Genomic DNA, 25,838 nt, shown 5'->3' with positions numbered 1-25,838 from the left:
CCGACGCCGGGACAAACACCCGGATCAAGTGGGAACCGGTACACCACTTCCAAGGAGCAACCTGCACGGCAAGTGCTGACCGGAAGCGGAGTCTCAGTACTTCTTGCTGTCGTGCATCAACCGTCCGCAAGACGTTGGATGGTGGCGCTCAGCCAGGCCTGGAGATCAGCGGGGTCGCCGAGTTCGGAACGCAGGACCCGGCGGCGGGTCGAGACGCCGAGCACGAAGGCATCGATCGCTGCGGCTCGGCTGCGGGCGTCCGCGTCGTCCAGGCCGCTGTCGCGCAGGTAGCGGTGCAGCGGCTCCAGTGAGTGCGTGTCGAGGAAGGCGGCCAGCGCCTCCGCTGCCTCCGGGCGTTCGCCGGACGCGCGTTGCAGCACGAGCAGTGGATCCTCTCCGGGTGCGCCGAACCAGCGCTGGACGATGCTCGCCGCGAGGCGCGAACCCAGCGTGGAACGGTCGCCGTCGAAGGAGGTGGAGACCGGAATCTCCACCCGGGTTGCCGCCAGGAAAAGGCCGTCCTTGCCGCCGAAATAGCGCGTGATGAGATTGGGCGACACCCCGGCCGCGTCGGCTACGCCTTTGACCGTGATCGCCGCGTACCCGTGCTGGGCGAACTGGCGTTGTGCGTGTTCCAGGATCCGCTGTCTGGTGGCAGCCGCATTGCGCAAGGTCATGTGTACAAGCATACACATCATGTGTACGCTGATACACATGGACGACGAGACGCGGACACGACTCCGACGAACGCGGCGTGTTGCGACCCCGTGGAGTGACGACGGGACGCGCGGCATCGGCGGCACCCGCCTCGACGAACTGCTCGAACGCTGGGCGAACGAATACGACTGGGGAGTGCACGAGCGCCGCATCGGCGAGTTCCCCTGGGCGACGGTGCAGGCAGGCGACACCGACCTGCGTGTGATCCACCAGCGGTCCGCGAACCCCGGCGCTCCGGTCGTCGTGCTGCTGCATGGCTGGCCGGACTCGGTACTGCGGTTCGAGCGTGTCCTGCCTCTGCTCGCGGACACGCACGTGGTGGTTCCCGCACTGCCGGGCTTCCCGTTCGCGACCCCGCTCGCCACTCCCGGCATGTCGGTCAACCGGATCGCCGGGATCGTCGCGGACGCCCTGAATGAACTCGGTTACTCGCGGTACACCGTGTCCGGCGGCGATGTGGGCGGTACCGTCGCGGAAATCCTCGCGGCCGAACACCCGGACCGGGTGGCTGCCCTGCACCTCACGAACATCGCCCCACAGCGTGCGCTCACGGCGGACCCGGCGAAGCTCGCGCCTGACGCGGCGGCCTACCTCCGCCGCTCGGCACAGTGGTTCCGGACCGAGGGCGGGTACATCGCGGAACAGTCGACGCGGCCGAACACACTCGCCGTCGCCCTCGGCGACTCACCCGCCGGCCTCGCGGCCTGGATCATCGAGAAACTGGAGTCCTGGTCCGACGAGTCGGCCTTCACTCCGGACGAACTTCTCACCTGGGTCACCGCCTACTGGGTCACCGGCACGATCGGAACATCTTTCACCACTTATGCCGAACCGGCCGCCCTCCCTGACCGGATCGACACTCCGACCGTGCTCTCCGTGTTCCCGCGCGACATCAAGCCGGAGCCGCGAAGCTACGCCGAGGCGTTCCTGAACGTTTGCGATTATGTGGAACACCGTGCCGGCGGCCACTTCGCAGCCTGGGAACAGCCCGAGGCCTACGCCGCCGACATACACCGTGCGGTCAAGCTGGGCGGCTGAAACGGAGCTTGCGGATGCTCCACCGAACGCCGTGCGCCCAAAACGGCCCATGGCGTGGCAGCCGCCATTGTGAACGTTCGTGGTCACGGCACTCCAGCCAGTCTGCGCAATGCCTGGTGTGCGTGGTCGGGTTTGTGGTCGGGGTGTGCGCAATCGTGGTCGGGCTCGTGGTCGGGGCCTTGCGCAGCCCTTGAACTGAGGTGTTGCAACGACCGACAGAACCCGGACCGTGATCCCGACCATGCGTCAGCCGGGAGCCGGCGAGCGTCCGGCGCTGCTTGCCGCAGCGGCGGCCGTTGTGCGATCACCTGCCGCCCGGCCCCAGGGCCCGGACACCGATGCGCAGACGCAAGCAGGCCGGGCCGCGACAGGCACCCGCGCAGTGCGCCAGACGGACCTGCGCAAGAAAAGACCAGGAAGCCCGGCAGGACTACGCAGCGGCCCCAGCACAATCTCGACTGCGCAGGATCCTCGACCGTTGCGCAGCCCGACGGCGCAACACCCTTCCGCAGCTACGCAGTCGGCTGCGCAATCACTGAGCAGGGCTTTTGAACTTCCCGTTCGTGATCAGCGCAAGCGCCATCCACTAGAGTGGTGCGTGGGCCGTGACTGGCGCTGAGGTGGAGCACCACCGGGGAGCGGTCTGACGAATCGGTCGATGCCGTGCGCCTGGGCGAGTGGTCAGCGACGCCTGGAGGCGACCATGTCCCAGACACAGACAGCCCTGCTTATGGACGGTGTCGGCCTCGCCCGACGCATCGTCGAGGAGACGTCAGGCAAGGCGGCAGAGCTTGCGCGTCGTGCCGGTGTGACGCCGTGCCTGGCCACGGTGCTGGTGGGTGAGGACCCGGCTTCGGTGACGTACGTCCGGATGAAGCGGGCCCGTTGCGCGAAGGCAGGCATCGAGTCCCGGCTTGTCAGCCTGCCGGCCACCACTACAACCGCTGAGCTGGTGGAGACCCTTCAGTCGCTCTCGAGGGACGCCGCAGTACACGGCATCTTGCTTCAGCACCCCGTAGGCCCTCACATCGATGAGCGGGCGGCATTCGAGGCCATCGCGCCGGAGAAGGACGTCGACGGGGTCACGATGAGCTCCTTCGGGGCGATGAGCTTCGGACTGCCTGGTTTCGCATCGTGCACCCCGGGCGGGATCATGCGGCTCCTGGACGAGTATCACGTCGATCTTGCAGGTCAGCATGCCGTTGTCGTGGGCCGAAGCGCGATTCTCGGCAAGCCCGTCGGAATGCTCTTGCTCGCCCGGGACGCCACGGTCACCTACTGCCACTCCCGAACGGCCGATCTGGCCGCGGCCGTGCGGGAAGCGGACGTTGTGGTGGCAGCCGTGGGACGACCTCGGCTCATTCGCGGCGAGGACGTCAAGCCGGGGGCCGTCGTGATCGACGCCGGATACAACCCCGGCAACGTCGGCGACGTCGACTTCGACTCCGCCCGCACTCGTGCTCGCTTGATCACGCCGGTTCCCGGTGGGGTCGGGCCCATGACCATCGCCGTTCTGCTGGCTCAGACGGTCGACGCGGCATCCATCCAGCTCGGGCCGGCCGGCCACTGAGTGAGGACGCCGTCGAGTTCGGCGTGGACGACAAACCACCAACCTGCTGGCCCGACCCTTTGTGGTCCAGCCGGCGCGGGGGCCTTTGCGGGTGAACCGCCGGGTGGTTTTGTACGGGGGAGAACTCAGAGACTGTCGGCGACGGCTGAAAAGAGACATCGCGCTCCGGCGAAACCGGGCGTTCCCCGCTCTGAGCAACAAGTGGTGTCAGCTCCCGGTTCCGGCACAGATCTTGGCGAGTCGTCGCGGAGAGTGGCGGTGTGTTCGATGGGAGGGAAGGTACACGAGCTCCAGCCACGTCAGCGTTCACGCATTCTGGTCCACCACCAGCCGAACGTCGCCAACTCGATGTAGTTGGGTTCAGGCGAAGCGCGGCGCTCGAATTCCTCATTCGATGCGCGTGATCAGTCGGCCCAGGTCCCGCTTGGCTCCCAGAGGAAGGCGCCGCATCGCCCACTTCAGGCCGTCACGGGCATCGTCGATCCCGGGCGAGCAGCACACGGAGGCATCCAGGTATCGGCCAGGCTGCTCGAAAGCCCACTCGATACAAGAAAGCGCGTTAGCGTGGTCTGTCCCGGAGAAGGGGGCTGACGGGCCAAGGCCCGGGCGGGCATGGCGCTGAGGTTCTCCTGCCCATACGCCCAGGGAGGAGCAGCTGTGAGTCGCCCGTCCGTCGAGCTCGTCCGCGCGCAGGCCGCGCAGTACCGCGAACGCGTCGCGGACTCCTGCGCCACCGCGCTGAACGGGGAGGAGACGGCCCGCGTAGGCAAGGAGGCGGCCCGGGCCGCAGCCCGCCGGGCCATCCATCATGCGGTCACCGCCACATGGGAGCCGATCACCCTGCTGGGGCCGCTCCTTCTGACCGCCGTGCTCCCCTGGTTCATCCGCTGGGCGACGCCCTCCGCGACGGTCTGGATGCCCTTTCCCTTCTCCTGGCTCACCCACGTCATCGACTCGCACGACGCCCCCATATCCCACACCGCGCTGTTCTGGACCGGCTGCGCCCTCGTTCTCGTGGTGGCGGCCATGCTGGTGCTCACCGGAATGCTGTACGAACGGCCGCCCGGCGCGCTGCGCGCCGGGCGGCTGGCCTTGGTCCACGCCCTCGCCCTCGGCATCGTCACCGCCTCGCTGCTCCTCTTCGCCGTCTCGGGAGGTGTCCACGGTGGGCAGTGGCCCACCGCCCGCGAGGCTCTGGTGAGAACGGCTGCGGAACTCGCCTACATTGCGCTACTCATGCTGGTGATTGCCCTGTTCTTGGTGTCCGTCATGGCGGTGGCCTCGGCCCTGCTCAACTGGGTGCTCCGCCCCGTCCTGCGCCCCTATGACCTCCTGCTCCTCGCCCTGGTCGACGCCTGCGCCGTGACGCACGCCCACCGCGGCACCTGGTTCCTACGGCGCTCACGGACGGTGGTGGAGCGCGCCTTGCAGAACGCCGCCCGCAAGGCGGAGTCCGCCGTGTCCGCCCGGCCGTTTCCCGGCGGGCGCGGGCCCGCGCGGGCCGACGCGCTGCGACTGGCCGCCGTCATCCGGCGGCACCGGACCCCCATAGCCCGGGCCAGCGGTCCAGCTTCCTTCGACCGTGTCACCCAGTCCCTCTGGTCCGGGGCGCTCGCTCTGATCGACGACGACTGGGAGGCCCTGACCGCCGCCGCTCCGGCGGTGACCGTCCTCTCTCGGCTGCGCAGGGTCGCGGCCGCGGTGTGGTCTCCGGCCGTCCTTCTCGCCGCGGCCGTCGCGCTGCCGTGGATCCCGGCGGTCGCACAGGCGCCCGCCGTGGCGGACGGGGTGCGGGTCACCCTCGTCATCACGGCCGTGCTCGGCCTTGTCCTGCCCCGTGAGTCCTCCGCGAAGGCCTCGATCCTCGACACCCTCGGCAAGGCCCTGCCCTTCCTCCCCGAGAAGTAGGCCCTGTTCTCGTACAGCTACGGCGGACGGACATTTGACATCCTCCCCGGCCTAAAGACCGAGGATTCCCGCCTGCTCCCACCCGACGGGCGAGGGCTTCGGGCGGGTTCCTGCTTCGCCGCGCTGTGCGGACACGGGTGCCCGTCTTACCTGCGCTCCACAGGCTGTCACCGCCAGTCCGGCGGCCTTGGCGACGTTGACCGCCGCGTTGGCGTCCCGGTCGAGGACGGTCCCGCATGCCGAGCACGTCCATACGCGGACGTTCAGCGGCTTGGGTCCGTCCTTGACGCCGCATGCGGAGCACACCTGTGAGGTCGGCTCGAACCGGCCGATCTTCACGAAGGTGCGCCCGTACCGGGCGGCCTTGTACTCCAGCATGCTCACGAACGCGGACCATCCGGCGTCGTGGACGGACTTGGCCAGGCGCGTGCGGGCGAGGCCCTTCACCGCCAGGTCCTCGACGGCAACCGCTTGGTTCTCGCGGATGACCCTCGTCGAGAGCTGGTGGTGGAACTCGCGTCGCGCGTCGGCGACCCGCGCGTGCGCGCGGGCAACCTTCACCCTGGACTGGGCCCGGTTGCTGGAGCCCTTCTGCTTGCGGGACAGGTCCCGCTGCGCCTTCTTCAGGCGTTTCTCGGCCCGGCGCAGGAAGCGCGGGCTGTCGATCTTCCGGCCGTCGGAGAGGACCGCGAAGTGTCCGAGCCCGAGGTCGATGCCCACCTCGGGCGTCGTGTGCGGCAGCACCTCGGAGGCGTCCGTCTCCACGACGAAGCTCGCGAAGTACCGGCCCGCACTGTCCTTGACCACCGTCACCGTGGACGGTGTCGACGGCAGCGCCCTCGACCACTTGACCTTCAGGTCGCCGGTCTTCGGCAGGCGCAGCTTCCCGCCCGGCGTGATGGACCAGCGGGCATTCGCGGTGAAGCGGACGGCCTGCCGGGTGTCCCGCTTCGATTTGTACTGGGGTGCGCCCATGCGGAGGCGCTTGCCTTTCAGGCCGTCAAAGTAGTTCCGGTAGGCGGTGTCCAGGTCGCGCAGGGACTGCTGCAGGACGACGGCGGAGACCTCGCCGAGCCACGCCCGTTGCGGGGTGTTCTTCGCCTCGGTGATGAGCTGCTTCGACAGGTCCCCGGTCTTCGGGAACGGCAGCCCCTCGATGCGGGCGGTCTCCCGAGCGCGGAGCGCGTCGTTGTAGACCACCCGCGCGCACCCGAACGCCCTGGCCAACGCCATGCGCTGACTGGCACTCGGGTACAGGCGGAAGCTGTACCGAAGCTGCACACGGATCATGCTACACAGTTGGTTTATGGGTATCGATGAGAACGTTCGCACTGGCCGCCACTGCGTCTTTCGCATGCATGTCCACTTGGTTTTCGTGACGAAATACCGGCACTCTGTCTTCGCCGCCCGGCACCTGACGCGCTGCGAGGAGATCATGCGGGCCGTGTGCAAGGACTTCGAGACGGAGCTGGTCGAGTTCAACGGCGAGGCCAACCATGTCCACCTGCTCGTGAACTTCCCGCCGAAGGTCGCCGTGTCCAGACTGGTGAACTCCCTCAAAGGCGTGTCCTCGCGCAGACTCCGCCAGGAGTTCCCCGACCTCGTCCGCCACTACTGGCGGGCACAGCGCCTCTGGTCCGGCTCGTACTTCGCCGGCTCAGTCGGCGGCGCGCCTCTCAGCATTGTGAAGCAGTACATCGAGCAGCAGAACCGGCCGCTCCGACCCGGGCTGAAGTGAACAGTGCGGATCCATGCACACAGCCAAGGTCAGAGCAGGTCTCAGATTCGCTTCACCACCGGGCCGAAGCCCGTTGCACTGCGAATAAACCCGGTAGCAGCACATTCGGTCCTGCCGGGCCCGGGGCGGCTGCCACCCAGCCGCCCCGAGCCCGCAAGCTGATCCCCAGGCCCAAGGCATTCCTCTGAATCTGTCTCGCCCGCACGGAAATACCCCAGGGGGGTATGCAGTTGAGGACGGTGACACGATCCGGCAAAGGGGAGGCCGACGATGGACCACACCGCACACCATCAGCACCATGACCATGACCACCACAACGACCACGACCACGACCACCATGGTTCCGGCACGTCCTGGCGCACCGCCGCTCAGGCGACGCTGCACTGCCTGACGGGCTGTGCCATCGGTGAAGTCCTCGGCATGGTCATCGGTACCGCCGCCAGCCTGCACAACGCGACCACGGTCGTCCTGTCCATCGCTCTCGCCTTCGTCTTCGGTTACGCGCTGACGATGCGTGGTGTGCTGCGTGCCGGGCTGCCGGTCCGCCAGGCGCTGAAGGTCGCGCTGGCCGCGGACACCGTGTCCATCGCCGTCATGGAAGTCATCGACAACACGGTCGTCGTGACCGTGCCCGGCGCGATGGACGCAGGCCTGGACCAGTTCCTCTTCTGGGCCGCGCTCGCACTCTCCCTGGCTCTGGCCTTCGCGCTCACCACGCCGGTCAACCGGTGGATGATCGGCCGTGGAAAGGGGCATGCCGTGGTGCACGCCTTCCACTGACGAGGCGGTCTCCCGCCCGACCCGGACCTCGCGTTCCGGGTCGGGCGCCGACGGCTGCGCAGGCAGCGCGGTCCATCGCCGTCACGCACAGCGTTCAACCCGTGGCGCCGGCCTGCTCCCGATGTTTCCCGCGGTGCCGGAACACGATGCCGCGGCGCAGCGCGGACCGCCCGAGCAGCAGGTGGCCGCCCAGGAACACCAGCTTCACCAGGACGAGGACCAGCACGGCGTCGACAGCCCGGTCCGTCCACTTCGCGTCGGCCGGCACCGCGCCGCCGATCCCCAGGTGCACCGCGACGACCACTGCCCCGCCTGCCGCCAGGCCGAGGACGGCTCCTCGCCTGCGGCGGCCCGCGCCCGCGCGGTCAGTGTCGCTCTCCGCCTGCGAACGGGTATCGGGCACGTCTCGCCGCCAGCGCACCTGCAGTCCGTCGCGCCGGCCGATCTTCTCGATCCGCGCGGCGATCGCGTCCTGGAGGCGCCGCAGCACCCCCTCGTCGTCGGCGGCGACGCGCAGCGTGAGCGAGTCCGCGGCGGCGTCCAGGCGCCACAGGCCCTCGGCGAAGCGGACGGTGCCGTGGGTGTCGGTGAACTCGACGTGCCGCACCTCGGGCTGCGCCCCGCCCTCACCGTGAGCGCCGGGCGGACGGTGGCCCGTGCGGGGCATCCGGCGCAGATGACGGCAGAGCTGGACGAGGTAGCGGCTCGCGCGGTCGGTCACGAGGCGGGCTTCCGCGGTCGGCATGACCGCTCCTTTCTCAGGCACGGGCCCCGTGTCACAGGCGGGTCGGGCCGGCGCGCCGGCCTCGGAGCCTGTCGGCCGGAGCAGGCAGGGAACTGTCGACCGTCACGGGGGCGATGACATGGATCGCCCTCCCCCAGATCGACTCCTTCAGATTTATCGATACACTTTGTCTCTGTCAAGGCAGAGTGTCACGGCCTCGTCGCTGTGTATCCTCGAGCTATGCCGAAGCTGTGGGACGAGACGATGGACGCGCATCGCCGCGCCGTGCAGGACGCCGTCATGGAGACGACCGTCGCGCTCGTGGGTGAGCACGGTCTGGCGTCGGTGACGATGTCGCAGATCGCGAAGGAGGCCGGGATCGGGCGGGCGACGCTGTACAAGTACTTCCCGGACGTCCAGTCGATCCTGATCGCCTGGCACAAGCGTCACGTCGCGGACCACCTGGGCCGGCTCTCCGAGGCCCGGGACCATGCGGGCGGGCCCGTGGCCCGGCTCGAAGCGGTGCTGCGCGGGTACGCCCACATCACGTACATGCGGCGCCAGGAGGGAGAGGTCGCCGCTTTCGTCCACCGGGACCAGCACGTCATCGAAGCCCAGCGGCAGCTGCACGATCTGGTGCGCGAGGTCATCGCCGGAGCCGGCAAGGCGGGCGCGGTCCGCGACGACGTCTCCCCGGGCGAGCTGGCCGACTACTGCCTGCACGCGCTGTCCGCCGCCGGTGGGCTGTCATCGGAGGCAGCCGTGCACCGTCTCGTCGACGTGACCCTCTCCGGGCTCCGGTCGTCGCACGGAGAAGGCCGGACCACAAGCCATCACTGACGGCCGGCCGACCTTTGGACGGCACTCCCGGACCTGGACTGTGCCGCGTGTCCGGCCTTCGATCTCGTACAGGCGGGCCGGGTGATCGGCCTTGTGGCGAGCGTCATCGATGATCGCCTCCCTCGTCCGTGACCACGTCGTCGTCGCTCCGAGAAGCCGCGCGGCGCTCGGGGCCTGCCGGGGCGGTCGTGCCGCCGGCAGCCGGGGCTCGGTCGGCGGCGGACTCGACACGGGGCTGGACGCGGGCGGGCCGGATGTCGGGCAGCGGCTGGGTGCGCCAGCGGCGCAGCCGGGAGGAGTTGGTGACGACCGACAGTGAGCTGAGCGCCATGGCGACCGCGGCGATGATCGGGCTGAGCCGGATGCCCCACAGCGGATACAGGGCGCCGGCGGCGAGGGGGATGCCGACGGCGTTGTAGATCAGGGCGAAGAACAGGTTCTGCCGGATGTTGCGCATCGTGGCCCTCGAGAGCCGGATCGCGGTGACGACCCCGCCGAGCGAGCCGGAGATCAGGGTGATGTCGGCGGCTTCGATGGCGACGTCGGTGCCGGTGCCGATGGCCAGGCCGACGTCGGCGGCGGCCAGGGCGGGGGCGTCGTTGATGCCGTCGCCGACCATGCCGACGGTCCGGCCTTCGCTCTGCAACCGGCGGATCTCGTCGGCCTTGTGCTCGGGCAGCACCTCGGCCAGGACCCGTCCGATGCCGACCTGGGCGGCGATCGCGGCGGCGGTGCGGGCGTTGTCACCGGTGAGCATGACGACGTCGACATCCATCTGCCGCAGGGCTGCGACGGCGGCCGCGGAGTCCCCTTTGACCGTGTCGGCCACGGCGAGCACACCGGCGGGCTGTCGGTCCACGGCGGCGAGGACGGGAGTCTTGCCCTGGGCCGAGAGGCCGGCGGCGACGGGGGCCAGGGCGGTGGTGGCGATGCCGACGTCGGCGAGCAGCCGGGGTGTGCCGACCAGGACGGCGTGCCCGGCAACGGTGGCCTGGACGCCCTTGCCGGTGACCGAGTCGAAGCCGGTCGTCACGGAGGGGCTGAGACCGCGGTCGCGGACGCCGGTGACGATGGCCTGCGCGAGCGGGTGTTCGCTGTCGGCCTCGGCTCCGGCGACCAGCTCCAGCAGTGCCGTCTCGTCGAATCCGCCGACCGGGTGGACGTCGGTCAGGACGGGCCTGCCCGCGGTCACGGTGCCGGTCTTGTCCAGCACGACGGTGTCCAGCTCGTGCGCCGTCTCCAGGGCTTCGGCCGAGCGGATCAGGATGCCGGCCTGGGCGCCCTTGCCGGTGCCGACCATCACCGACAGCGGGGTGGCCAGGCCCAGGGCGCACGGGCAGGCGATGATCAGCACGGCGACCGCGGAGACGAGTGCCAGGGTCAGCGCGGGTGAGGGGCCCAGGGTGAACCAGACGGCGAAGGTGCCGATCGCGACCGCGATCACTGCGGGTACGAAGTACGCGGACACCGCGTCGGCGAGCCGCTGGACGGGGGCCTTGGAGGCCTGGGCCTGCTGCACCAGGCCGATGATCTGGGCGAGCACGGTGTCGGCGCCGACCTTGGCGGCGCGCACCCGCAGGGACCCGGTGCCGTTGACGGTGGCGCCGATGACCGTGTCCCCGGTGCGCTTGGTGACAGGCATCGGCTCGCCGGTGACCATGGACTCGTCGACCGCGGACGAGCCGGACAGGACCGCGGCGTCCACCGGGATCTTCTCGCCCGGCCGGATGACCAGCTCGTCTCCGACCACGACGTCCTCGACGGGCACCTCGCTCTCGGATCCGTCCCGCACGACGCGTGCGGTGCGGGCCTGCAGGCCCAGCAGGGCGCGGATGGCCTCACCCGTGCCGGCCTTCGCCCTGGCCTCCAGCAGCCGCCCGAGCAGGATCAGGGTCAGGACGACACCGACGGCCTCGAAATAGACCTCCCGCACTTCCTGGGGCAGCAGCCCCGGAGCGAGGGTGACCAGGAGGCTGTAGGCGTAGGCCGCCGACGTGCCGAGGGTGATCAGAGAGTTCATGTCGGCGGCCCGGTGGCGCAGGGTCAGCCAGCCCGTCACGTGGATCGGCCACCCGGTGTAGAACATCACCGGCGTGATCAGCGCCAGTTGCACCCCGTGGTCGAGCAGCCGGCCGGGCACCCATGTGGCGCCGAACAGTTCGTACGCCATCATCGCGAACAGCACCGGAGCGGTGAGCACGGCGCCCACCGCCACCCTTCGGGTGAGGTCTGTGATCTCCGCCTGCCGCTCGGCGGCGTCCGCCGCCTCCGTCCGGACCGCCGTGCGCTCCTCACCTGCCGACGGGCCGCCCGTGGCAGCGGGAGGAGCCGGTGGGGGTGCGGAAGTGGCGGCATGCACGTCCGGTGCGGGCGCTGTCGGGCCGTCCGCGGGTTCGACCAGCAGCGTGCCGTGGATCATGTTCATCCCGCAGGCGAAACCGAAGGAGCCCGGCCGGTCCGGGTTCAGCCGCACGGTGGTACGGGTGTGGGCGGGCAGACCCGCACCGACCTGCAAGTCGGGGAAGACCACGCGGGAGGTGCATTCGCCGGCTTCCTGCCGGTCGAAGACCAGTTCCACGGGCAGGCCCTGCCGGACCTTGATCAGGTCGGGGCTGTAGCCGCCCCGAACCGTCACGTCCACTCGCTGCACCCCGCCTTCCAGGCGGGCGGCACCGGCACGGCGCGGACCGAAGAAGTACCGGCCCATCGCGCCGATCAGCACGGCCGCGACCAGGACGACGGTGATGTCGAGAGTGCCCATGGGCAGCTCGCCTCCCTTGCCGGGTCCCCTCTCCAGCCTGCGCCCGATCCGCCCCGGGTGAGTGTCGACCGATCCACTGCGGCGCAGACCGGGACCCGCAGCGCACGGCGGTGGCAGGGTTCCGAACCGCGCTCCACGACCCATGGACCGAGGCGGCCGCCGGGGCCGTCCTCAGAGGGTTGCGGACACCCCGGCCGCGGCCCCTGCGGGGGTGTCACGCAGGCCGAGGCGCAGGTGCTCGACGTGGTAGAGGGCCTGGTCCTCGCGGCAGCCGCGGAACACCCGAGCGAGCACCCGCTGGCCCGCGCCGTCGTGGACGCGGCACGCGAACGCGGGCTCACGCTGCCGGTGGCAGAGCACTTCGACTCCACGCCCGGCGTCGGCGTGAGCGCCACCGTGGACGAGCAGGCCGTCGCCGTCGGCGCCCCGGCCCGGCTGCTGGACGGCACGACCGACGCACACTCCGCCCGTGCGGGCGTGCTTGCCGCCGAACTGGAAGCGGACGGCGGGACCGCCGTCCTGGTCACCGTGGACGGCGTGCCGGTGGGCGTGCTCGGCATCGCCGACCGGCTGCGCCCCGACGCCGCCGGCACCGTCACCGCGCTGACGTTCCTCACCGGTGCGGCGCCCGTGCTGCTGACCGGTGACAATCCACGCGCCGCGGCCCGTCTCGCGCCGACGTCGGCATCGACGACGTGCGCGCCGGATTGCTGCCCCAGCACAAGGTGGCCGCCGTGCGGGAACTGGAAGAAGCCGGCCGCAGGGTCCTCGTGGTCGGGGACGGCGTCAACGACGCCCCGGCCCTCGCGGCCGCCCACACCGGCATCGCCATGGGCCGGGCGGGCTCGGACCTCGCCCTGGAGACCGCCGACGCGGTCGTCGTCCGCGACGAACTCGCCACCGTCCCCGCGGTGATCTCCTTGTCCCGCCGGGCCCGCCGGCTCGTGGTCCAGAACCTGGTCGTCGCCGGCGCCTTCATCACGGGCCTGGTGCTCTGGGACCTCGTCGGCCACCTGCCGCTGCCGCTGGGCGTCGCGGGCCACGAAGGCTCGACCGTCATCGTCGGCCTCAACGGCCTGCGGCTGCTGCGCGCGGCGGCCTGGCAGCGGGTCGCCCGATGAGCCGCCGCAAGACCCCGGCCGCCCCGGTGGCACCCCGGTGCACGGTGACCGTGTGCCGAGGCTGCTGCTGCGGCACGGCCAAGGCGCCGGGCGTCGACCACAAGGCCCAGCTCGCCGCGCTGAAGGACGAACTGGGCCCAGTCGCCCGGATCCGTACGGTGAACTGCCTCGACGCCTGCGAACAGGCCAACGTCATCGTCGTCCAGCCGTCCCCGGCCGGCCGGGCAGCAGGCGGGCGCCCCGTCTGGCTCGGCCTGGTCGACGACCGCGACGCCACGGACGACATCGTGGCCCGGGTACGCGCCGGAGGACCGGGGTCGGCCCCCGCGCCGGAAATCCTCGACCTGTACGAGTTCAGCCCCTCGCGCCGTATACGGCAGGGCCTGGAGGACTGACGGTACCGATCACGGGAACCGGCGCCGGGCGCGGTGTCGGGGCCGCGCCGCGCAATGCGAGCCGCATCTCGAAGTGCTCCGGAGCGGGACCGCACAGCATTTTGGTACGGCGCACCAATTTGGATCGCCGTACCAAATATGGCACCCTCGAGGTATGACGACGCGAGCGGGCCGGCCACAGCGGCGCAACCAGGTGCTCTCCCGGGAGCAGATCATCGACACCGCGGTCGGGATGCTCGATGCGGGCGGCGAGAGCGCGCTGACCGTCCGGGCGCTGACCGAGCGGCTGTCCACCGGTTCCGGGGCGATCTACTACCACGTCGGCACCCGTGACGAACTGCTGGACACGGCGACGGAAACCGTGATCGGCGCGGCGCTGGCGACCCACCCCGCCGGGGCCGCGGCCACGCCCGGGGACGAGATCCGTGCGGTCGCGCTGGCACTGTTCGACGCGATCGCCGCACACCGGTGGCTCGCCACGCGGCTGACCCTGCAGATCGTCCGGAATCCGGTCGGCCCGGTGACGGTCGGGATCTTCGAGCGGATCGGCGGGCAGATGGACGCCCTGGGCGTGCCGCGGGCCTCGTGGTTCGACGCGGCCTCGACGCTCGTGCACTACATCCTCGGAGCCGTCAGCCAGCACGCCCGCATCGAGGGGGACACCTCCGGCATCGACCCCGCCGAGGATCGCGAGGAGTTCTTCGACGCGGCGTCGGCGGCATGGCGGGAGCTCGACCCGCAGGCCTACCCGTTCATGCACGCCGTCGTCGGCCGGATGAGAGAGCACGACGACCGCGAGCAGTTCCTCACCGGCATCGCCGTCATCCTCGACGGCCTCGCCCGTCTGCGCTGACCTGGCCGGTCCGGCCGGCTGACCTTGTCGTTCGCTTCCCGGAGGGACACCTCTCATGCATGACGTCGTGATCGCGGGCGGCGGCCCGGTCGGTCTGTTCCTGGCCGGCGAGCTGGCCCTGTCCGGCTGCTCGGTCGTGGTCCTCGAACGGGACCCGGAACCCGACTCGCTGCTGAAGGCGCTCCCGCTCGGGCTGCGGGGTCTGAACGCCGGATCGGCCGAGACGTTGTACCGCCGCGGCCTCTTGGAGGCGATGACGCGGGCTTCCGGAGTCGACCCGCAGAGGGTGGGCGCGGACCCGGAAGCGGTCGCGGCGCCCGCCCCTCGTGAGCTGAGCCATTTCGCGGGCATGACGCTCGCCGCGGCCGACATCGACACAGCCGCCCTCCCGCCCCGGCTGCCCGGCCCGGCGATGGAGGGGTTCATGACGAGCCTGGAAGCGGCCGGATCGGTCCTGTGCGAGCGGGCCACCGAGCTCGGAGTCGAGATCATCCGCAATGCCCCGGTCACAGCCGTCGCGCAGGATGCCGGATCGGTCCTCGTCACGGCGGGCGGCCAGGAGTACCGGGGGCGCTGGCTGGTGGGCTGCGACGGCGGGCGCAGCGCCGTACGCCGACTCGCCGGCTTCGAATTCGTGGGCACCGAGCCGCTGTTCACCGGCTACGTCGCCGAGGTCGCCTTCGCCGAACCCGATCGGCTGCCGCTCGGGTTCAACCTGACCCCGAACGGCATGTATCTGCGTACGCCCTTCGCGGGCCACCTGGGCATGATGGACTTCGACGGCGCCGCCTTCGACCGCTCCCGGCCGTTGACCCGCGAACACCTCCAGACGGTCCTGCGCCGCATCAGCGACACCGACGTGACGCTCACCGAGGTCCATCTCGCCTCCAGCTTCACCGACCGCGCGATGCAGACGACGACGTACCGAAAGCGTCGGGTGCTCCTCGCCGGCGACGCGGCACACATCCACTCGCCCCTGGGCGGCCAGGGCCTCAACCTCGGCATCGGCGACGCCGTCAACCTCGGCTGGAAACTCGCCGCCACCGTACGTGGCTGGGCACCCGAGGGCCTGCTCGACACCTACACCACCGAACGCCACCCCGTCGGGGCCGCCGTGCTCGACCGGTCCCGCGCCCAGGTCGCCACGATGAAGCCGGGCCCCAACGCCCCCGCACTGCGCCGGCTCGTCCACGACCTAATGCGCACCACCGACGGAACGACCCACGTGTACCGGCAGACGTCGGGGCTGTTCCACCGCTACGACCTGGGCAGCGAACGGCCCTTCATCGGCTGCAGCCCCCGGACTTCCGCTTCGAGGACGGCACCCGGCTCGGCGAACTGCTGCGCCAAGGACAGGCGGTGGTGCTCGACTTCAGCACCGACAGGGCGCTGCGGGCCGCGGCCAAGGGGTGGGCAGGCCGGATCCACGTTCCCCGGCCGGCCCGTCGGGGTGGACGACATCATCGCCGCGCACCTCCAACTGGCGGCACGCGCCCGCGCACACGGCGTGAAGGTCCACGCCGCGACCATCGCCCCCTACGGCAGCTCGGAAATGTACTCGCCCGAAGGCGACCAGGCACGCGAGCAGGTCAACGCGTGGATCCGCACAAGCAACGCCTTCGACGGCATACTCGACTTCGACGCCGTCTGGCGCGACCCCGCCGACCCCACCCACATCCGCGCCGACCTGCACATGGGTGACCACCTCCACGGCAACGACGCAGGCTACGCCGCCCTCGCGGAATCCATCGGCCTCTCCCTCTTCGACTGATCCTCGATCGGCTTCCCTCAGGGCCGGTAGGCGGTTGTCGCGATCTCGACGAAAGATCGGATCAACGGGTTGGTGTCCCCCTCGTTCCACACCGCCACCACCCGGCTCGGCGGCATGCCGATCAGCGGCACCACGGCCAGTTCCGCGGGCAGGTCGTGTCCGAGCGGGGCCAGGCCGACCGTGCCGTTCCACAGCACGGCCTGCAGGCATTCCTGGACGGCGCGCACCACCGGTCCCTCGCGCGGCCTGCCACCGTTCCAGTACGACTGCCAGATGGGATCGGTGTCCTGCGGGAACCGGAACCAGCGGCGGTCGTCCAACTCGGCCGGCCGCAGCCCGTCGCGGCGGGCCAGCGGATCGTCGGCACGCAGGACCACGCCGACCGGATCGGCCCGCAGTTCACGCACCGTCAGGGCGGTCTCGTCGAACGGCGCCCGGGTCAGCGCGACGTCGACCAGCCCGGCGCGCAGCCCGCAGGTCGGGTCGGTCAGATCGGCGTCGCGGATACGGATGTCGATGCCGGGGCGGCTACGGCGGTAGGCGGCGGCGAGCCTGGACACTCCCGGGTCGGTGCCGTCGCCCAGGATGCCGATGGTGAGGGTCGCGACGCCGGCCGCCGCGCCGACGCGTGCCCGGACGCGGTCGGCGTGGTCGAGCAGGCCCCGCGCCTCCTCGAGCAGCACCGAGCCCACCGCGGTGAGCGTGACCCCCGTGGGCGAGCGGGTGAACAGCAGGGCCCCGACGTCGGCCTCCAACCGCTTGATCGCCCGGCTCAGCGGCGGCTGACTCATGTGCAGTCGGGTGGCGGCCCGGCCGAAGTGGAGTTCCTCGGCGACCGCCACGAAGTAGCGCAAGGTCCGCAGCTCCACGCTGCAACGATACCCACGAGGTATCGGCGCCGCAGGACAGGTCTTGGACACCGGCAGGTCGCCGGCGGTGCACTTGTGAGCATGACCGAAGAAGCGAGGTCCAGCGAGCCGCAGACCCTCCCCGCCGCATCGGTGGTGGGTCCCGGCGACGGCGAGACGATCGTTCTGGGCACCACGCGCATGCGCGTTCTGGAGGACGGCAGCCACACCGGGCACCGTCTCGCGATCGCCGAGTCCGTCCTCGCCCCGCACACCCAGGGGCCGCCGCAGCATCGCCACGCCCGACATGACGAGGGCTTCTACATCCTCTCCGGCACCGTACGGTTCACCGTCGGGGACAAGGACTACGACGCCGCCACGGGCACACTCGTGACGGTTCCGCCCGGCACGCCGCACACCTTCGCCAACGCCACCGACCAGCCCGCCGTCATGCTCAGCACCTTCACGCCCGACCTGTACGTCCAGTACTTCCGAGACCTCCAGGAGGTCCTCACCGACGGCCGACCGCTGACGCCCCAGGCCAACATCGACGCGATGAGCCGCTACGCGACCGAGCCCGCGCCTCCTGCCGGCGAGCAGGGTCCACGCCATGACCTGCGGCCGGCGCATGATCGTTAGTCTTCCCACACCGGTGATCAGCGGTGGCCGCGGCCTTCCCGCGGCCGACCCACGAGCGGGACCAAGGTCAAGGCCTATGGCTGGAGGCCGAGCTGGTACCAAGTGCCTGACTTGCCGCCGAGAGCGGCCGGGTCGGCCGGGCCAACCGGGGTGAACCCCGCCTTGGTCAGGACTTTCCGGGACGCGGCGTTGTCGTCGGAGGTGGCCGCCCGCAGCGTGCGCAGCCCGTGCCGCGCCGCCGCGATCCGGCACAGCTCCCGGACGGTCGCGGTCGCCACACCGCGGCCGGCGGCCCGCTCGGCGACCCGATAGCCGAGTCTGGCGGTGCCGTTCTCCAAGTCGTACAGGTTGAACCGGCCCAGAACCGAGCCGTCATCGGCGACGAGCACGTAGAAGGCGCAGATGTCGGCCTCCTGCTCGGCCAGCGAGGCGTCGTACCGGTCGGGGAACTGGTCGAAGAACTCGTCGCCGCGGTCGGAGATCGAGGCGGCGAAGTAGGTGCGGTTCGCCAGCTCGAAGGCGAGGACCGCCGAGGCGTGGTCGGCGCGCAGCCGCTTCAGCTCGGGCATCGCCCGACCCTACCCGGATCGTGCGCTGCGGCCACCTGGGTTTCCCTCAGTGGCGGACGGGCCAGGACCAGGGCACACGACGATCTACGGCTGGAGTATCTCGCCGCCGCCGACCTCGGGCGGATCACCCGGGCCGTGAAGCGCGGAGTCGAGCAGATCCCATAGCGCCTCCCGACTTGGTCGACGCCTGCCTCGCCGCCGAACTCCCGTACGACTGGGCGATATTCTGCCGCCATGTGCATCTCGACAGGTGAGGCCGCGTTCTCCGGCACGATCGTGTATTGCGGAAGGCAGCACCACCCGGTGCATGGTCTGATCCACGTCCTGGGCTACCAGAACACTGCCGTCAATCTGGCGGACGGACCGAACGCCATGCTGTTGCACCTGCCCACCAGGCAGCTCACCCCCAGCCACTTTCTCTCCGCTGGGCGCACCGGCGACGTCCTGCGCCGCATGGTCGCCGCTGTCGAACCCGTCGCCGTCGGAGCCGACGACATCGCGTGGATGAGCGCGGAACCGCAGGTCCAGATCTTCGACCATGACGTCTACACGGTGCTCCTTGCCACCGACCCCACCGCTGTCCCCACGGCGCTGCGGCAGGTGCCGTTGCACCGCCGACCGGACCTCGACCCGGACCTCCTGCGCTTCTACGCCGACCACTTTCCTGACCACACCATCGCCGTGTGCTGCTTCGACAACGCCGACGCCCGGCACGCCAAGCCGCTGCTGCTGTGGTACTCGCCCCTGGACCCCGACCAGTTGACCGTGCCGGCCCTGGACAGCCACACCGGAGCGGCACCGGACCTCGACGCCACCGTGCCCGTGGACCACTGGGTCCTGCTCTCCACCGACCAAGCCCCTGCCGGCTGGGGCGAACCCGTCGACTACCCCGGGAACATGCGTCACAGTCTGCGTTCCTTCCTTCCCACCGCCGTTGTGGGCCGGTACTTCGGCGAAGACCAGACCCTGCTCAACGGGGACTTCACCATCAGCCATCGGAGTCTTCTCGCCGGCGACCTCGACCGCGTCGAGCGCCTGCAGCCGGCTCGCCGCCGATAAGGCAGGACGACCGGACTGCCGTACGTCAGCCGAACCCGGCATCACGAGGTGACCTCCTCGCGTGCGCTACCCGGATCGGCGGCGGATCGCCGAGAGGAGGCGCCGCATGCCGACCACGTGCCCGCCCGTCCCGATGAGCAGCCCCCGGTAGAGGCCGCCGGCCAGACCGGGGAAGGCGGCCCGGCTTTCGGCCCGTAGCCGCGATCGCCCCGGGCCGAGGCGATCGATGCGGAAGATCAGGGCGTAGGACGAAAAACGATGGCGTCCCTGAAGGACCAGCTCTCGTCCCGGGTCCGCGGCGACCACTCGCCAACCGGGGAACGTCGAGCCTTCGGCGAGAGGACGCGGCCCGGACACCGAGCGGTCGACGCATCCGACCAGTCTCGTGTACGTGGCCCATCCGGGGCGCGAGAAGGACCGGTCCAATGCCGCGGCCAGTACGTGCCAGACTTCGTCGGTCTCCGCGGTGATGGCCGTCGCGTGCTCATCCAGGTACGGCAACGAAGAGATCTGCATGAAAGCCTCCGTGAGATTCAAGGCCGCCGAGAACGGTGGTGGGGCCGAGGTCCACGGCCAGGGCGGCCGCCGCCAGGCAGAAGAGCACCGCCCACGGGCCCATGCGAACCCGGTGGAGCACTCCGTCGATCACCCGTCGGTGATCGCTCCACCGGCCCCCACGCGCACCACCACGAGGTGAGAACGACTGCAGCCGATCCCACTCCGCATTCGTCAGGTCACCACGTCCCATGCGGCCAGCCTGCCCCCAACTCCTCATTCACCAAGGGAAATCCGAGAAACAGCGCCCAAGTCTTCTCTCCCGGCAGCCGGTCGCAGCGCCGACCGTCCCCGCCCGCTGCGACCAGGACCTCGCCGACGGCGCAAGAAGGGCTGTCCAAGTCCTCTGGTGACAGAACTGTCACACTACGAGGCACAACTGGCTGCCGGGCCGATGGGTCTAACTGCGCATGACGACGGCACATTGCCTGATCACGGCACATTGCCTGACGACCGAGCGCGGCGATACCGCGCAACACGCGCACCTGGGGGACACGTTGAGCACGTTTGCACGCAAGGCCCGTACGTCGGTCGCCATTTCGGGGACTGCCCTGTTGCTGGCCGCCGCGGGCCTGGGCCTCGCGCCCGCCGCTTTCGCGGACGAGTCCCAGCCGCCCACGCTGGCGGTCGCCACGGCCGCGCCGGCGGAGGTCGGACTGGCCGGCCTGCCGGTCGCCTTCACCACCAAGGTCTCCAACACCGGCTCCTACGACTCCTCGTCGACACGGCTGATCTACCGGATCGACGGCGGAGCCGGCCTGCCGTCGGACGCCGTCAGCCTCCAGTACCAGCTCAGCGGCACGGAGTGGAAGACGGTGCCGCTGACGTACGCCGACGGGAAGTTCTCCGGAGAGATTCCCGAGACCTTCCCGCTCGCCGCGGGCCAGTCCCGCACCGTGCAGCTGCGCATCGGGGTGCCCATGGGCACCCCGCACGACGGCGACAGCGACGGCGGGACCCAGCAGCTGAAGCTGACCACCCTCGTCTCCCACGGCGCCTCCGGAGCGGCCTCCGGCACCGACGACGACACCATCAAGGTCGACGGCCTCGACACCGCGCTGTCCGGGGTCCCGGCGACCGTGACCGCCGGCGGCCCCGCGGTCGGTTTCGAGGCCACGGTGACCAACCCCACCGCCTCGGGGTACGAGAACGTCACCGACACGCTGATCACCGACAAGTACGCCTCCGTGCAGGTGCTGCGCTCCGGCACCTGGAAGACCCTCACGCCGGTCACCTCGGACGCCGAGGCCGACGTGTACGGATTCGACGTGATCGGCAAGGACGCCTCCCTCGCCGCGCACAGCAGCACGGTCGCCAAGGTCCGGGTGACGTACCGCAAGGACACGCCCACCGGAAAGGCCACCGTGCAGTCCTGCGTATTCGTCAACCAGGGGTCGGCACCGTTCCGCGGCACCACGTTCTGCGGAAAGAACGTGACCTTGACGGTGCTCGCGGCGGGCTCCACCGGAGGCACGCCCTCGCCGACCCCGACTGCTTCCGCCTCCGCCTCCGCCTCGCCGTCCGCCTCGGCCCAGACTCCGTCCGCGACCTCGGGCACCTCCGGGGCGGGCACACAGCTGGCCGAGACCGGAAGCAGCGGGACGTCCACGATCGCCGCGGCCTCCGGCGCCTTCCTGCTGGCCGGAGCCGGAGCACTGGGCGCCGTGGCCCTGCGCCGCCGCCGCACGCGGGCCTGACCCCGGACGCGGCCCAGGCACCTCCCGCCCGGCAGGACGGGAGGTGCCTCTGCTCGGCTGGAAGCGGATTCATCCCACTCCTGCCCCCGGCACCGGCGTCCCTTCCTGTGCTCCGAGGTCACACAGGAACTGCCCGTTCGAGGCCGGCACCCGAGTGGCGCAGGACCATCAACCGCTCCTCCAGGGGACATCCGGCGTGAGCATCTCGTGGGTGCATCGGCGCAGTCCGTCGATGGGGTCGACCGGGGGAATCCAGGGCACCCGCTGGAACAGCTCGCCGAGCCGGTCGGCACCGGGGTCGGCGAGGAGGGCGCGAAGTTCGTCGGGGACGGGGACGTCGACCAGGCACAGCCAGGCGAGGGCGGCGCCGACGCGCGTCCCGAGCGGCTGGGCGGCGTCCGACCACAGGGCCCGGGCCCACTCGGGAGCGTCCTCGTCCCGGTCCTCGCGCGCGAGTTGGGCGATCGCGAGGATCAGACTCACCCGGACCGCCGGATCTTCTTCCGCGGCCAGCCTGCTGTGCAGGGCGCTGGAGATGCGCGGTGTCTCGCCGTTCGCCGTCGCCATGACGAAGGCGGTGGCGGAGCGGACCTCGGGATCAGGATCGAGGAGGAAGGGGAACAGGAGGTGCAGGTCCGCGGTGACGGCGGTGCGAGCGGCCTGGATCGTCCAGTCCACCGGGCCCATCGTGCTGCCCTCCACCAGTTCAGGATCCTCGGCGACCTGGAGGAGGCCTTCGCGTGTGCCGTCCCCGTAGGCCTGGCACCGTGCGATCTCGGCAACCAGGCGAAGGGTGCTCGCGCGGAGTCCGGGGGACCCGGTGGCCGCGATCCGGAGCAGGAACGGGACGGCGAGTGCTGCCACGGCGATCGTGCTGCCCTGGTGGTGGAGACCGTCCCACAATTGGTTCAAGGCCCGGCGAGCGCCTTCGGTGTCTTCGTCGGCGAGCGTCGCGAGGAGAGGGGGGACCTCCTCGCCCGGGCCGTAGAAGTGCGGGTACCGCCGCCAAGGGATCCCGTCGTACCTGAACCCGTCCTTGGCCTCCCGCGGGATCGCACCCACGACCGTCCGCATGTCGCCGTCCGTGCCCACCCACGCTTCCGGCCACCTGGCCCAGCGGTCGTCCTCCATGGCCTGGCCTCCCGGTCCACCGACACCATCCGGACCTTGGGAGTCTAACGGCCGATGATCAGGACCACGGCCTGCATCTGCCGTACTCCGATGGAGTTCCGGGCCCTGCGGCAGGCCCGCTCGGAAGTGTCGGAGCCGTCGCACCAAGCACAGCCCGAAGCGGAATCGCCTGGCCGGTTCCCATAACGCGCGATGAGGTCGGACGGTCAGCCCCCGGCGACCAGTTGCCCGTCGATCCTGCCTTCGTCGTCCGCGCTCGCCAGCAGGTCCACGGTCACCGAGCGGTCCGTGTCGTTCCTCCAGATGACGGCAGAGCCGAACGACGGCAGCACTCCGATGACAGTGCCGAGCACCTCCTGGGTATGGCGGTTGACGGCCTGGAAGTCCCCCCGGGTCACCGTCCCTGAATCGCCGACCGAGACGGTCACCGTCTCGCCCGGAAGCGCGACGACCCTGGCGCAGAACTTGAAGGGGCCGGGCCGGACGGTACACGTGTACGGGGCGCTGTCGGCGGAGGGCGCCATCGCGCCCTGCCGTACGCCTGCGGAGACCGCAGACGCTTCCTGCGCCGAGGCCGCTCCCAGCGGAACGGCGAGCGCCACGCAGGCGATGGCACACACCCACCGGCCGCGCCGCATGCCGGGTGGGAACAGGGTTCCGCCTTGCCGGGCCGGACGGTTGTCGCTTCCTCCGGAGGTGGCGCCTTCAGCGCTCGGTATGACGGCGGTGGCCACTGATGCCGGATCGGTGGACGACTTCATCTTCTGATCACCTCGCGCACGCGCCTCGATGCCGTCGCCGTGGTGCCGTGGGACTCTTGTCCGCGGGCACAGCACGGCCGTGGGACATTCGGTGAGTCGAGCTGGTGTCGCCTGGTCGTGCCCGCGTCTGCGTCTCGACATTGCCGCAGCAAGCGGACTGCAAGCGGCCGGCGCGTCGCCGACGCCGTCACGGCGAGCATCACGCACCTTTGTACGATTTTCGTGCCGGTATGTGGCACCCGCAACCGGAGCACTTCAGAGGACGACGATGCGAGGGCCGGGTGCGGTGCTGTCCGCCGCGCCCCACCCGGTGTCCGCCCGGCGCGTATGGCGCCAGGCGGACACATCTACCGCCCGGAAACACCCTGATGGCGCCGTCAGCCCTGCCGCAGTCGCCGTTCGGCCGCCTCGGCGCCGCAGTCGCCGTTCGGCCACCTCGGCCAGGAACGCGGCACCCACCGGCAGGGCGCCGTCGCCGAAGACCGCGTGGGGCGAGTGGTCGAACGGCGCGTCCGGGGGCGCGGCGAGCGGTCGCGCCCCGATGCCGAACTGGGCGCCCGGCACGAGGGCCGCGACCCGGGCGAAGTCCTCGGAGGCCATGTTCGCCGTGGGCATGCGGACGAACGCGCCTCCGGCCCAGGGCCGCACGAAGCCGCGACCAGGCCACGTCCTCTGCGTACGCATCGCCGACGGTAGGTCAGGGCGTCACGTAAGGCTTCTCGGTGGCCGGTTTCGGAGATTTCGGCTGCGGCACGATGATGATGGGGACGGGTTTCTTGTGGGGCCATCCGTTGTTGAAGCCGTCGAATTCGACGGTGCCACTGGCGAGCTCCGCATGGCGGGCGGTGTGGAGGTTGACGAGCGCGTCGGCGACGTCTGCCGCGTTGGGGGTGGCCAGATCTCTGTCTGTTGCGACGATCTGTGTTGCGATTTCCACGGCCGCTACGGCGTCATGGTGAAGGATGGCGTATCCGGTGTCCAGCTCAGACCGGGCGAATCCGAGTGCGAGAAATGATCGGCGGAAGTCGTCGAACCCATCGGGCGTTCGGGGAGAGACAGTGGCCCAGTCGTCGGGGTCGGAGGCGGAGGCTTCGACCAAGCTGGTGTGGCTGTCGGTGAGTTTCGCCTTCATACCCACGCCTTGACCTGCCCCCCAGAGGCCGGTTGAGCCGGTGATGACCGTGATGGGGTGGCGACTGCATTTCTGATCCCGCTTGGTCAGGGCGTCGAGGAAGTCCGGCAGATCACGGCTGCGACCGGCATAGAAGACCGTGTTCGCGTTGACTTTGCAAATATTGTCAATAGCCGGAGGGAAAAGGCCAGTGAGGGCGCGATTACGCTTGATGGTTTTCCCGGTGAACGCCGCGGTGCAGAGATCCTGGCTATTCTCCTGACCCTTGCCCTGGCTCTTGCCCTGGCTCTTGAACCGTGCTTTGAAGGCTTGTTCGAAATCATGCTTCAGGGTCTGGGTGAAATTGTCTTCTTGTTTACTGTCGTAGACAAGGCAGCCCGTTGTGAGGTCGGGGCGCGTGGCGAGATAGTCCGTGATGGCTTTGGTGTAGTCCCGGTTGGACGGACTGATCTTGAAGAGTTGCGCGGCGTTGATGTCGTCCGCGGAGACCACGGCCGCGACAGCAGGGATGTGGTGCCTGGCGAGCTCGACGGCCGCCTGCTTGGTTTCCGGGATGCTGATCCCGAGGCCGGTCGCGGCGACCAGGGGGTGCTCGTCCTCGTCTTCGTCGGCCATTGCGGCGAGTTGACCGACGACGGTTTTCCCGTGAGTCTCCAGCTTCCCCATGTTGGCGAGGACGAGCTGAAAGTGGGGGACCTTCCAGTACAGGCCGGTTCCCAGCCTGCCGTGCAGGGCGGCACATTGGTTGGCGCGGCACTGGGCCGTGTAGGCGCCCTCCAGGCTCTTGACGATCTGCTTGACAGGAAGTGCGGTCGTGTCGTCGCCGGTCAAGGGCAGTACGACTGCGATTCTGACGTAGGGGATCTTGATGCCGGGGTTCTCCCACGCTGCGCGAACACGACGGTTCTCCTTGGTGATCTTGCCGACGATGGCGTCCAGCGCGGGGTCGAATGAGTAGGGATGCTCGGTCAGCACCCCGACGCATTCGCGGGAATCGCCGGCTCCCGTCCAATGCAGATCGGGATTGTCCTTCGCGCAACTGGTGTCCGCAGGCGTGGGGGGAAGCCACCGGACAAGTCCGGCAGCCACCACGGCAAGGGCGGCGAACAGGGCGGTGCGGCCGCGCCAGCCCTGCCACCAGCGAGGAACCGGATCGGGGCCGAAGTTCTCGGAGTCGGGGTCTTCTGCGACACGTGTGCGCATGCTATCGGGCTCCTGAAAGGTGGGAACA

Annotated in this window: 22 protein-coding genes, 2 pseudogenes and 1 riboswitch; of the genes and pseudogenes, 13 read left to right on the top strand and 11 right to left on the bottom strand. The window is 70.1% G+C overall.

Annotated elements, in window-relative coordinates; genetic code table 11:
- Nucleotides 1-116 precede the first annotated feature (116 nt).
- The gene (locus tag ACWC24_RS18865; protein WP_450663952.1) at nucleotides 117-677 is read right to left on the bottom strand and encodes a TetR/AcrR family transcriptional regulator; all 561 of its coding nucleotides are present in this window, start codon (nucleotides 675-677) and stop codon (nucleotides 117-119) included.
- 37 nt (nucleotides 678-714) lie between these two features.
- Here ACWC24_RS18865 and ACWC24_RS18860 point away from each other — a divergent pair, with 37 nt between their 5' ends.
- The 3 genes from ACWC24_RS18860 to ACWC24_RS18850 all read left to right on the top strand — a co-directional run bounded on the left by ACWC24_RS18860 (nucleotide 715) and on the right by ACWC24_RS18850 (nucleotide 5,233).
- Nucleotides 715-1,755 carry an epoxide hydrolase family protein gene (locus ACWC24_RS18860; RefSeq protein ID WP_450663951.1) on the top strand — a complete coding sequence of 347 codons (1,041 nt, stop codon included), beginning with the start codon at nucleotides 715-717 and terminating at the stop codon, nucleotides 1,753-1,755.
- 595 nt (nucleotides 1,756-2,350) lie between these two features.
- A riboswitch (ZMP/ZTP riboswitch) is annotated at nucleotides 2,351-2,437 on the top strand.
- Nucleotides 2,438-2,458: 21 nt separating this feature from the next.
- Complete coding sequence (locus tag ACWC24_RS18855) at nucleotides 2,459-3,325, top strand: bifunctional 5,10-methylenetetrahydrofolate dehydrogenase/5,10-methenyltetrahydrofolate cyclohydrolase (RefSeq protein ID WP_450663950.1); 867 nt, start codon at nucleotides 2,459-2,461, stop codon at nucleotides 3,323-3,325.
- A 657-nt stretch (nucleotides 3,326-3,982) separates the two neighbouring features.
- A complete protein-coding gene (locus ACWC24_RS18850) occupies nucleotides 3,983-5,233 on the top strand; it encodes a hypothetical protein (RefSeq protein ID WP_450663949.1) in 1,251 nt (416 codons plus the stop codon).
- A gap of 51 nt (nucleotides 5,234-5,284) precedes the next feature.
- Here ACWC24_RS18850 and ACWC24_RS18845 read toward each other — a convergent pair whose 3' ends face one another.
- Nucleotides 5,285-6,514, bottom strand: coding sequence for an RNA-guided endonuclease InsQ/TnpB family protein (locus tag ACWC24_RS18845; protein ID WP_450663948.1), 1,230 nt, complete (start codon nucleotides 6,512-6,514; stop codon nucleotides 5,285-5,287).
- A gap of 25 nt (nucleotides 6,515-6,539) precedes the next feature.
- Between ACWC24_RS18845 and tnpA the strand changes: the two genes are divergently transcribed.
- A complete protein-coding gene (gene tnpA, locus ACWC24_RS18840; protein WP_450663947.1) occupies nucleotides 6,540-6,971 on the top strand; it encodes an IS200/IS605 family transposase in 432 nt (143 codons plus the stop codon).
- 270 nt (nucleotides 6,972-7,241) lie between these two features.
- On the top strand, nucleotides 7,242-7,751 hold the full coding sequence (locus ACWC24_RS18835) for a DUF4396 domain-containing protein (RefSeq protein WP_450663946.1): 510 nt from the start codon (nucleotides 7,242-7,244) through the stop codon (nucleotides 7,749-7,751).
- Nucleotides 7,752-7,845: 94 nt separating this feature from the next.
- Here the strand turns inward: ACWC24_RS18835 and ACWC24_RS18830 are convergent, their stop codons facing one another.
- The gene (locus ACWC24_RS18830) at nucleotides 7,846-8,496 is read right to left on the bottom strand and encodes a DUF2218 domain-containing protein (RefSeq protein WP_450663945.1); all 651 of its coding nucleotides are present in this window, start codon (nucleotides 8,494-8,496) and stop codon (nucleotides 7,846-7,848) included.
- A 219-nt stretch (nucleotides 8,497-8,715) separates the two neighbouring features.
- On the opposite strand from ACWC24_RS18830, the gene ACWC24_RS18825 reads away from it, so the two are divergent.
- Nucleotides 8,716-9,315, top strand: a complete 600-nt coding sequence (locus tag ACWC24_RS18825) for a TetR/AcrR family transcriptional regulator (RefSeq protein ID WP_450663944.1) — start codon at nucleotides 8,716-8,718, stop codon at nucleotides 9,313-9,315.
- A 103-nt stretch (nucleotides 9,316-9,418) separates the two neighbouring features.
- Here the strand turns inward: ACWC24_RS18825 and ACWC24_RS18820 are convergent, their stop codons facing one another.
- Nucleotides 9,419-12,076, bottom strand: coding sequence for a heavy metal translocating P-type ATPase (locus ACWC24_RS18820; protein WP_450663943.1), 2,658 nt, complete (start codon nucleotides 12,074-12,076; stop codon nucleotides 9,419-9,421).
- Between the two features lie 249 nt (nucleotides 12,077-12,325).
- Between ACWC24_RS18820 and ACWC24_RS18815 the strand changes: the two are divergent.
- The 4 genes and pseudogenes from ACWC24_RS18815 to ACWC24_RS18800 form a co-directional block, all read left to right on the top strand.
- A pseudogene (locus ACWC24_RS18815) lies at nucleotides 12,326-13,197 on the top strand (HAD-IC family P-type ATPase); the annotation flags it as partial.
- Nucleotides 13,194-13,592: a (2Fe-2S) ferredoxin domain-containing protein gene (locus ACWC24_RS18810; RefSeq protein WP_450663942.1), complete on the top strand. Its 399-nt coding sequence runs from the start codon at nucleotides 13,194-13,196 to the stop codon at nucleotides 13,590-13,592. The pseudogene ACWC24_RS18815 and the gene ACWC24_RS18810, both read left to right, overlap by 4 nt.
- A 154-nt stretch (nucleotides 13,593-13,746) precedes the next feature.
- Nucleotides 13,747-14,445: a TetR/AcrR family transcriptional regulator gene (locus ACWC24_RS18805; RefSeq protein ID WP_450663941.1), complete on the top strand. Its 699-nt coding sequence runs from the start codon at nucleotides 13,747-13,749 to the stop codon at nucleotides 14,443-14,445.
- A gap of 55 nt (nucleotides 14,446-14,500) precedes the next feature.
- Nucleotides 14,501-15,870 (top strand): annotated as a pseudogene (locus ACWC24_RS18800) (FAD-dependent monooxygenase); the annotation flags it as partial.
- A 363-nt stretch (nucleotides 15,871-16,233) separates the two neighbouring features.
- On the opposite strand, the gene ACWC24_RS18795 reads toward ACWC24_RS18800, so the two are convergent.
- Nucleotides 16,234-17,085, bottom strand: coding sequence for a LysR family transcriptional regulator (locus ACWC24_RS18795; RefSeq protein WP_450663940.1), 852 nt, complete (start codon nucleotides 17,083-17,085; stop codon nucleotides 16,234-16,236).
- An 81-nt stretch (nucleotides 17,086-17,166) separates the two neighbouring features.
- On the opposite strand from ACWC24_RS18795, the gene ACWC24_RS18790 reads away from it, so the two are divergent.
- Complete coding sequence (locus ACWC24_RS18790) at nucleotides 17,167-17,703, top strand: cupin domain-containing protein (protein ID WP_450663939.1); 537 nt, start codon at nucleotides 17,167-17,169, stop codon at nucleotides 17,701-17,703.
- Nucleotides 17,704-17,777: 74 nt separating this feature from the next.
- On the opposite strand, the gene ACWC24_RS18785 is transcribed toward ACWC24_RS18790, so the two are convergent.
- Complete coding sequence (locus ACWC24_RS18785; protein ID WP_450663938.1) at nucleotides 17,778-18,272, bottom strand: GNAT family N-acetyltransferase; 495 nt, start codon at nucleotides 18,270-18,272, stop codon at nucleotides 17,778-17,780.
- Between the two features lie 234 nt (nucleotides 18,273-18,506).
- Between ACWC24_RS18785 and ACWC24_RS18780 the strand changes: the two genes are divergently transcribed.
- Nucleotides 18,507-19,331: a hypothetical protein gene (locus ACWC24_RS18780; RefSeq protein WP_450663937.1), complete on the top strand. Its 825-nt coding sequence runs from the start codon at nucleotides 18,507-18,509 to the stop codon at nucleotides 19,329-19,331.
- A gap of 66 nt (nucleotides 19,332-19,397) precedes the next feature.
- On the opposite strand, the gene ACWC24_RS18775 is transcribed toward ACWC24_RS18780, so the two are convergent.
- On the bottom strand, nucleotides 19,398-19,847 hold the full coding sequence (locus ACWC24_RS18775) for a hypothetical protein (RefSeq protein WP_450663985.1): 450 nt from the start codon (nucleotides 19,845-19,847) through the stop codon (nucleotides 19,398-19,400).
- Between the two features lie 536 nt (nucleotides 19,848-20,383).
- On the opposite strand from ACWC24_RS18775, the gene ACWC24_RS18770 reads away from it, so the two are divergent.
- A complete protein-coding gene (locus tag ACWC24_RS18770; protein WP_450663936.1) occupies nucleotides 20,384-21,583 on the top strand; it encodes a hypothetical protein in 1,200 nt (399 codons plus the stop codon).
- Between the two features lie 168 nt (nucleotides 21,584-21,751).
- Here ACWC24_RS18770 and ACWC24_RS18765 read toward each other — a convergent pair whose 3' ends face one another.
- The 4 genes from ACWC24_RS18765 to ACWC24_RS18750 form a co-directional block, all read right to left on the bottom strand.
- Complete coding sequence (locus ACWC24_RS18765; RefSeq protein ID WP_450663935.1) at nucleotides 21,752-22,714, bottom strand: hypothetical protein; 963 nt, start codon at nucleotides 22,712-22,714, stop codon at nucleotides 21,752-21,754.
- 206 nt (nucleotides 22,715-22,920) lie between these two features.
- Nucleotides 22,921-23,316, bottom strand: coding sequence for a hypothetical protein (locus tag ACWC24_RS18760; RefSeq protein WP_450663934.1), 396 nt, complete (start codon nucleotides 23,314-23,316; stop codon nucleotides 22,921-22,923).
- Nucleotides 23,317-23,730: 414 nt separating this feature from the next.
- Nucleotides 23,731-24,090: a hypothetical protein gene (locus tag ACWC24_RS18755; protein ID WP_450663933.1), complete on the bottom strand. Its 360-nt coding sequence runs from the start codon at nucleotides 24,088-24,090 to the stop codon at nucleotides 23,731-23,733.
- Nucleotides 24,091-24,172: 82 nt separating this feature from the next.
- Nucleotides 24,173-25,810, bottom strand: a complete 1,638-nt coding sequence (locus tag ACWC24_RS18750) for an ABC transporter substrate-binding protein (protein WP_450663932.1) — start codon at nucleotides 25,808-25,810, stop codon at nucleotides 24,173-24,175.
- Between the last annotated feature and the right edge of the window lie 28 nt (nucleotides 25,811-25,838).

The organism is Streptomyces sp. NPDC001443 (assembly GCF_053597355.1).
The sequence above is the reverse complement of the archived record's forward strand: the minus strand, read 5'-3'. Positions and strand labels throughout refer to the sequence as shown.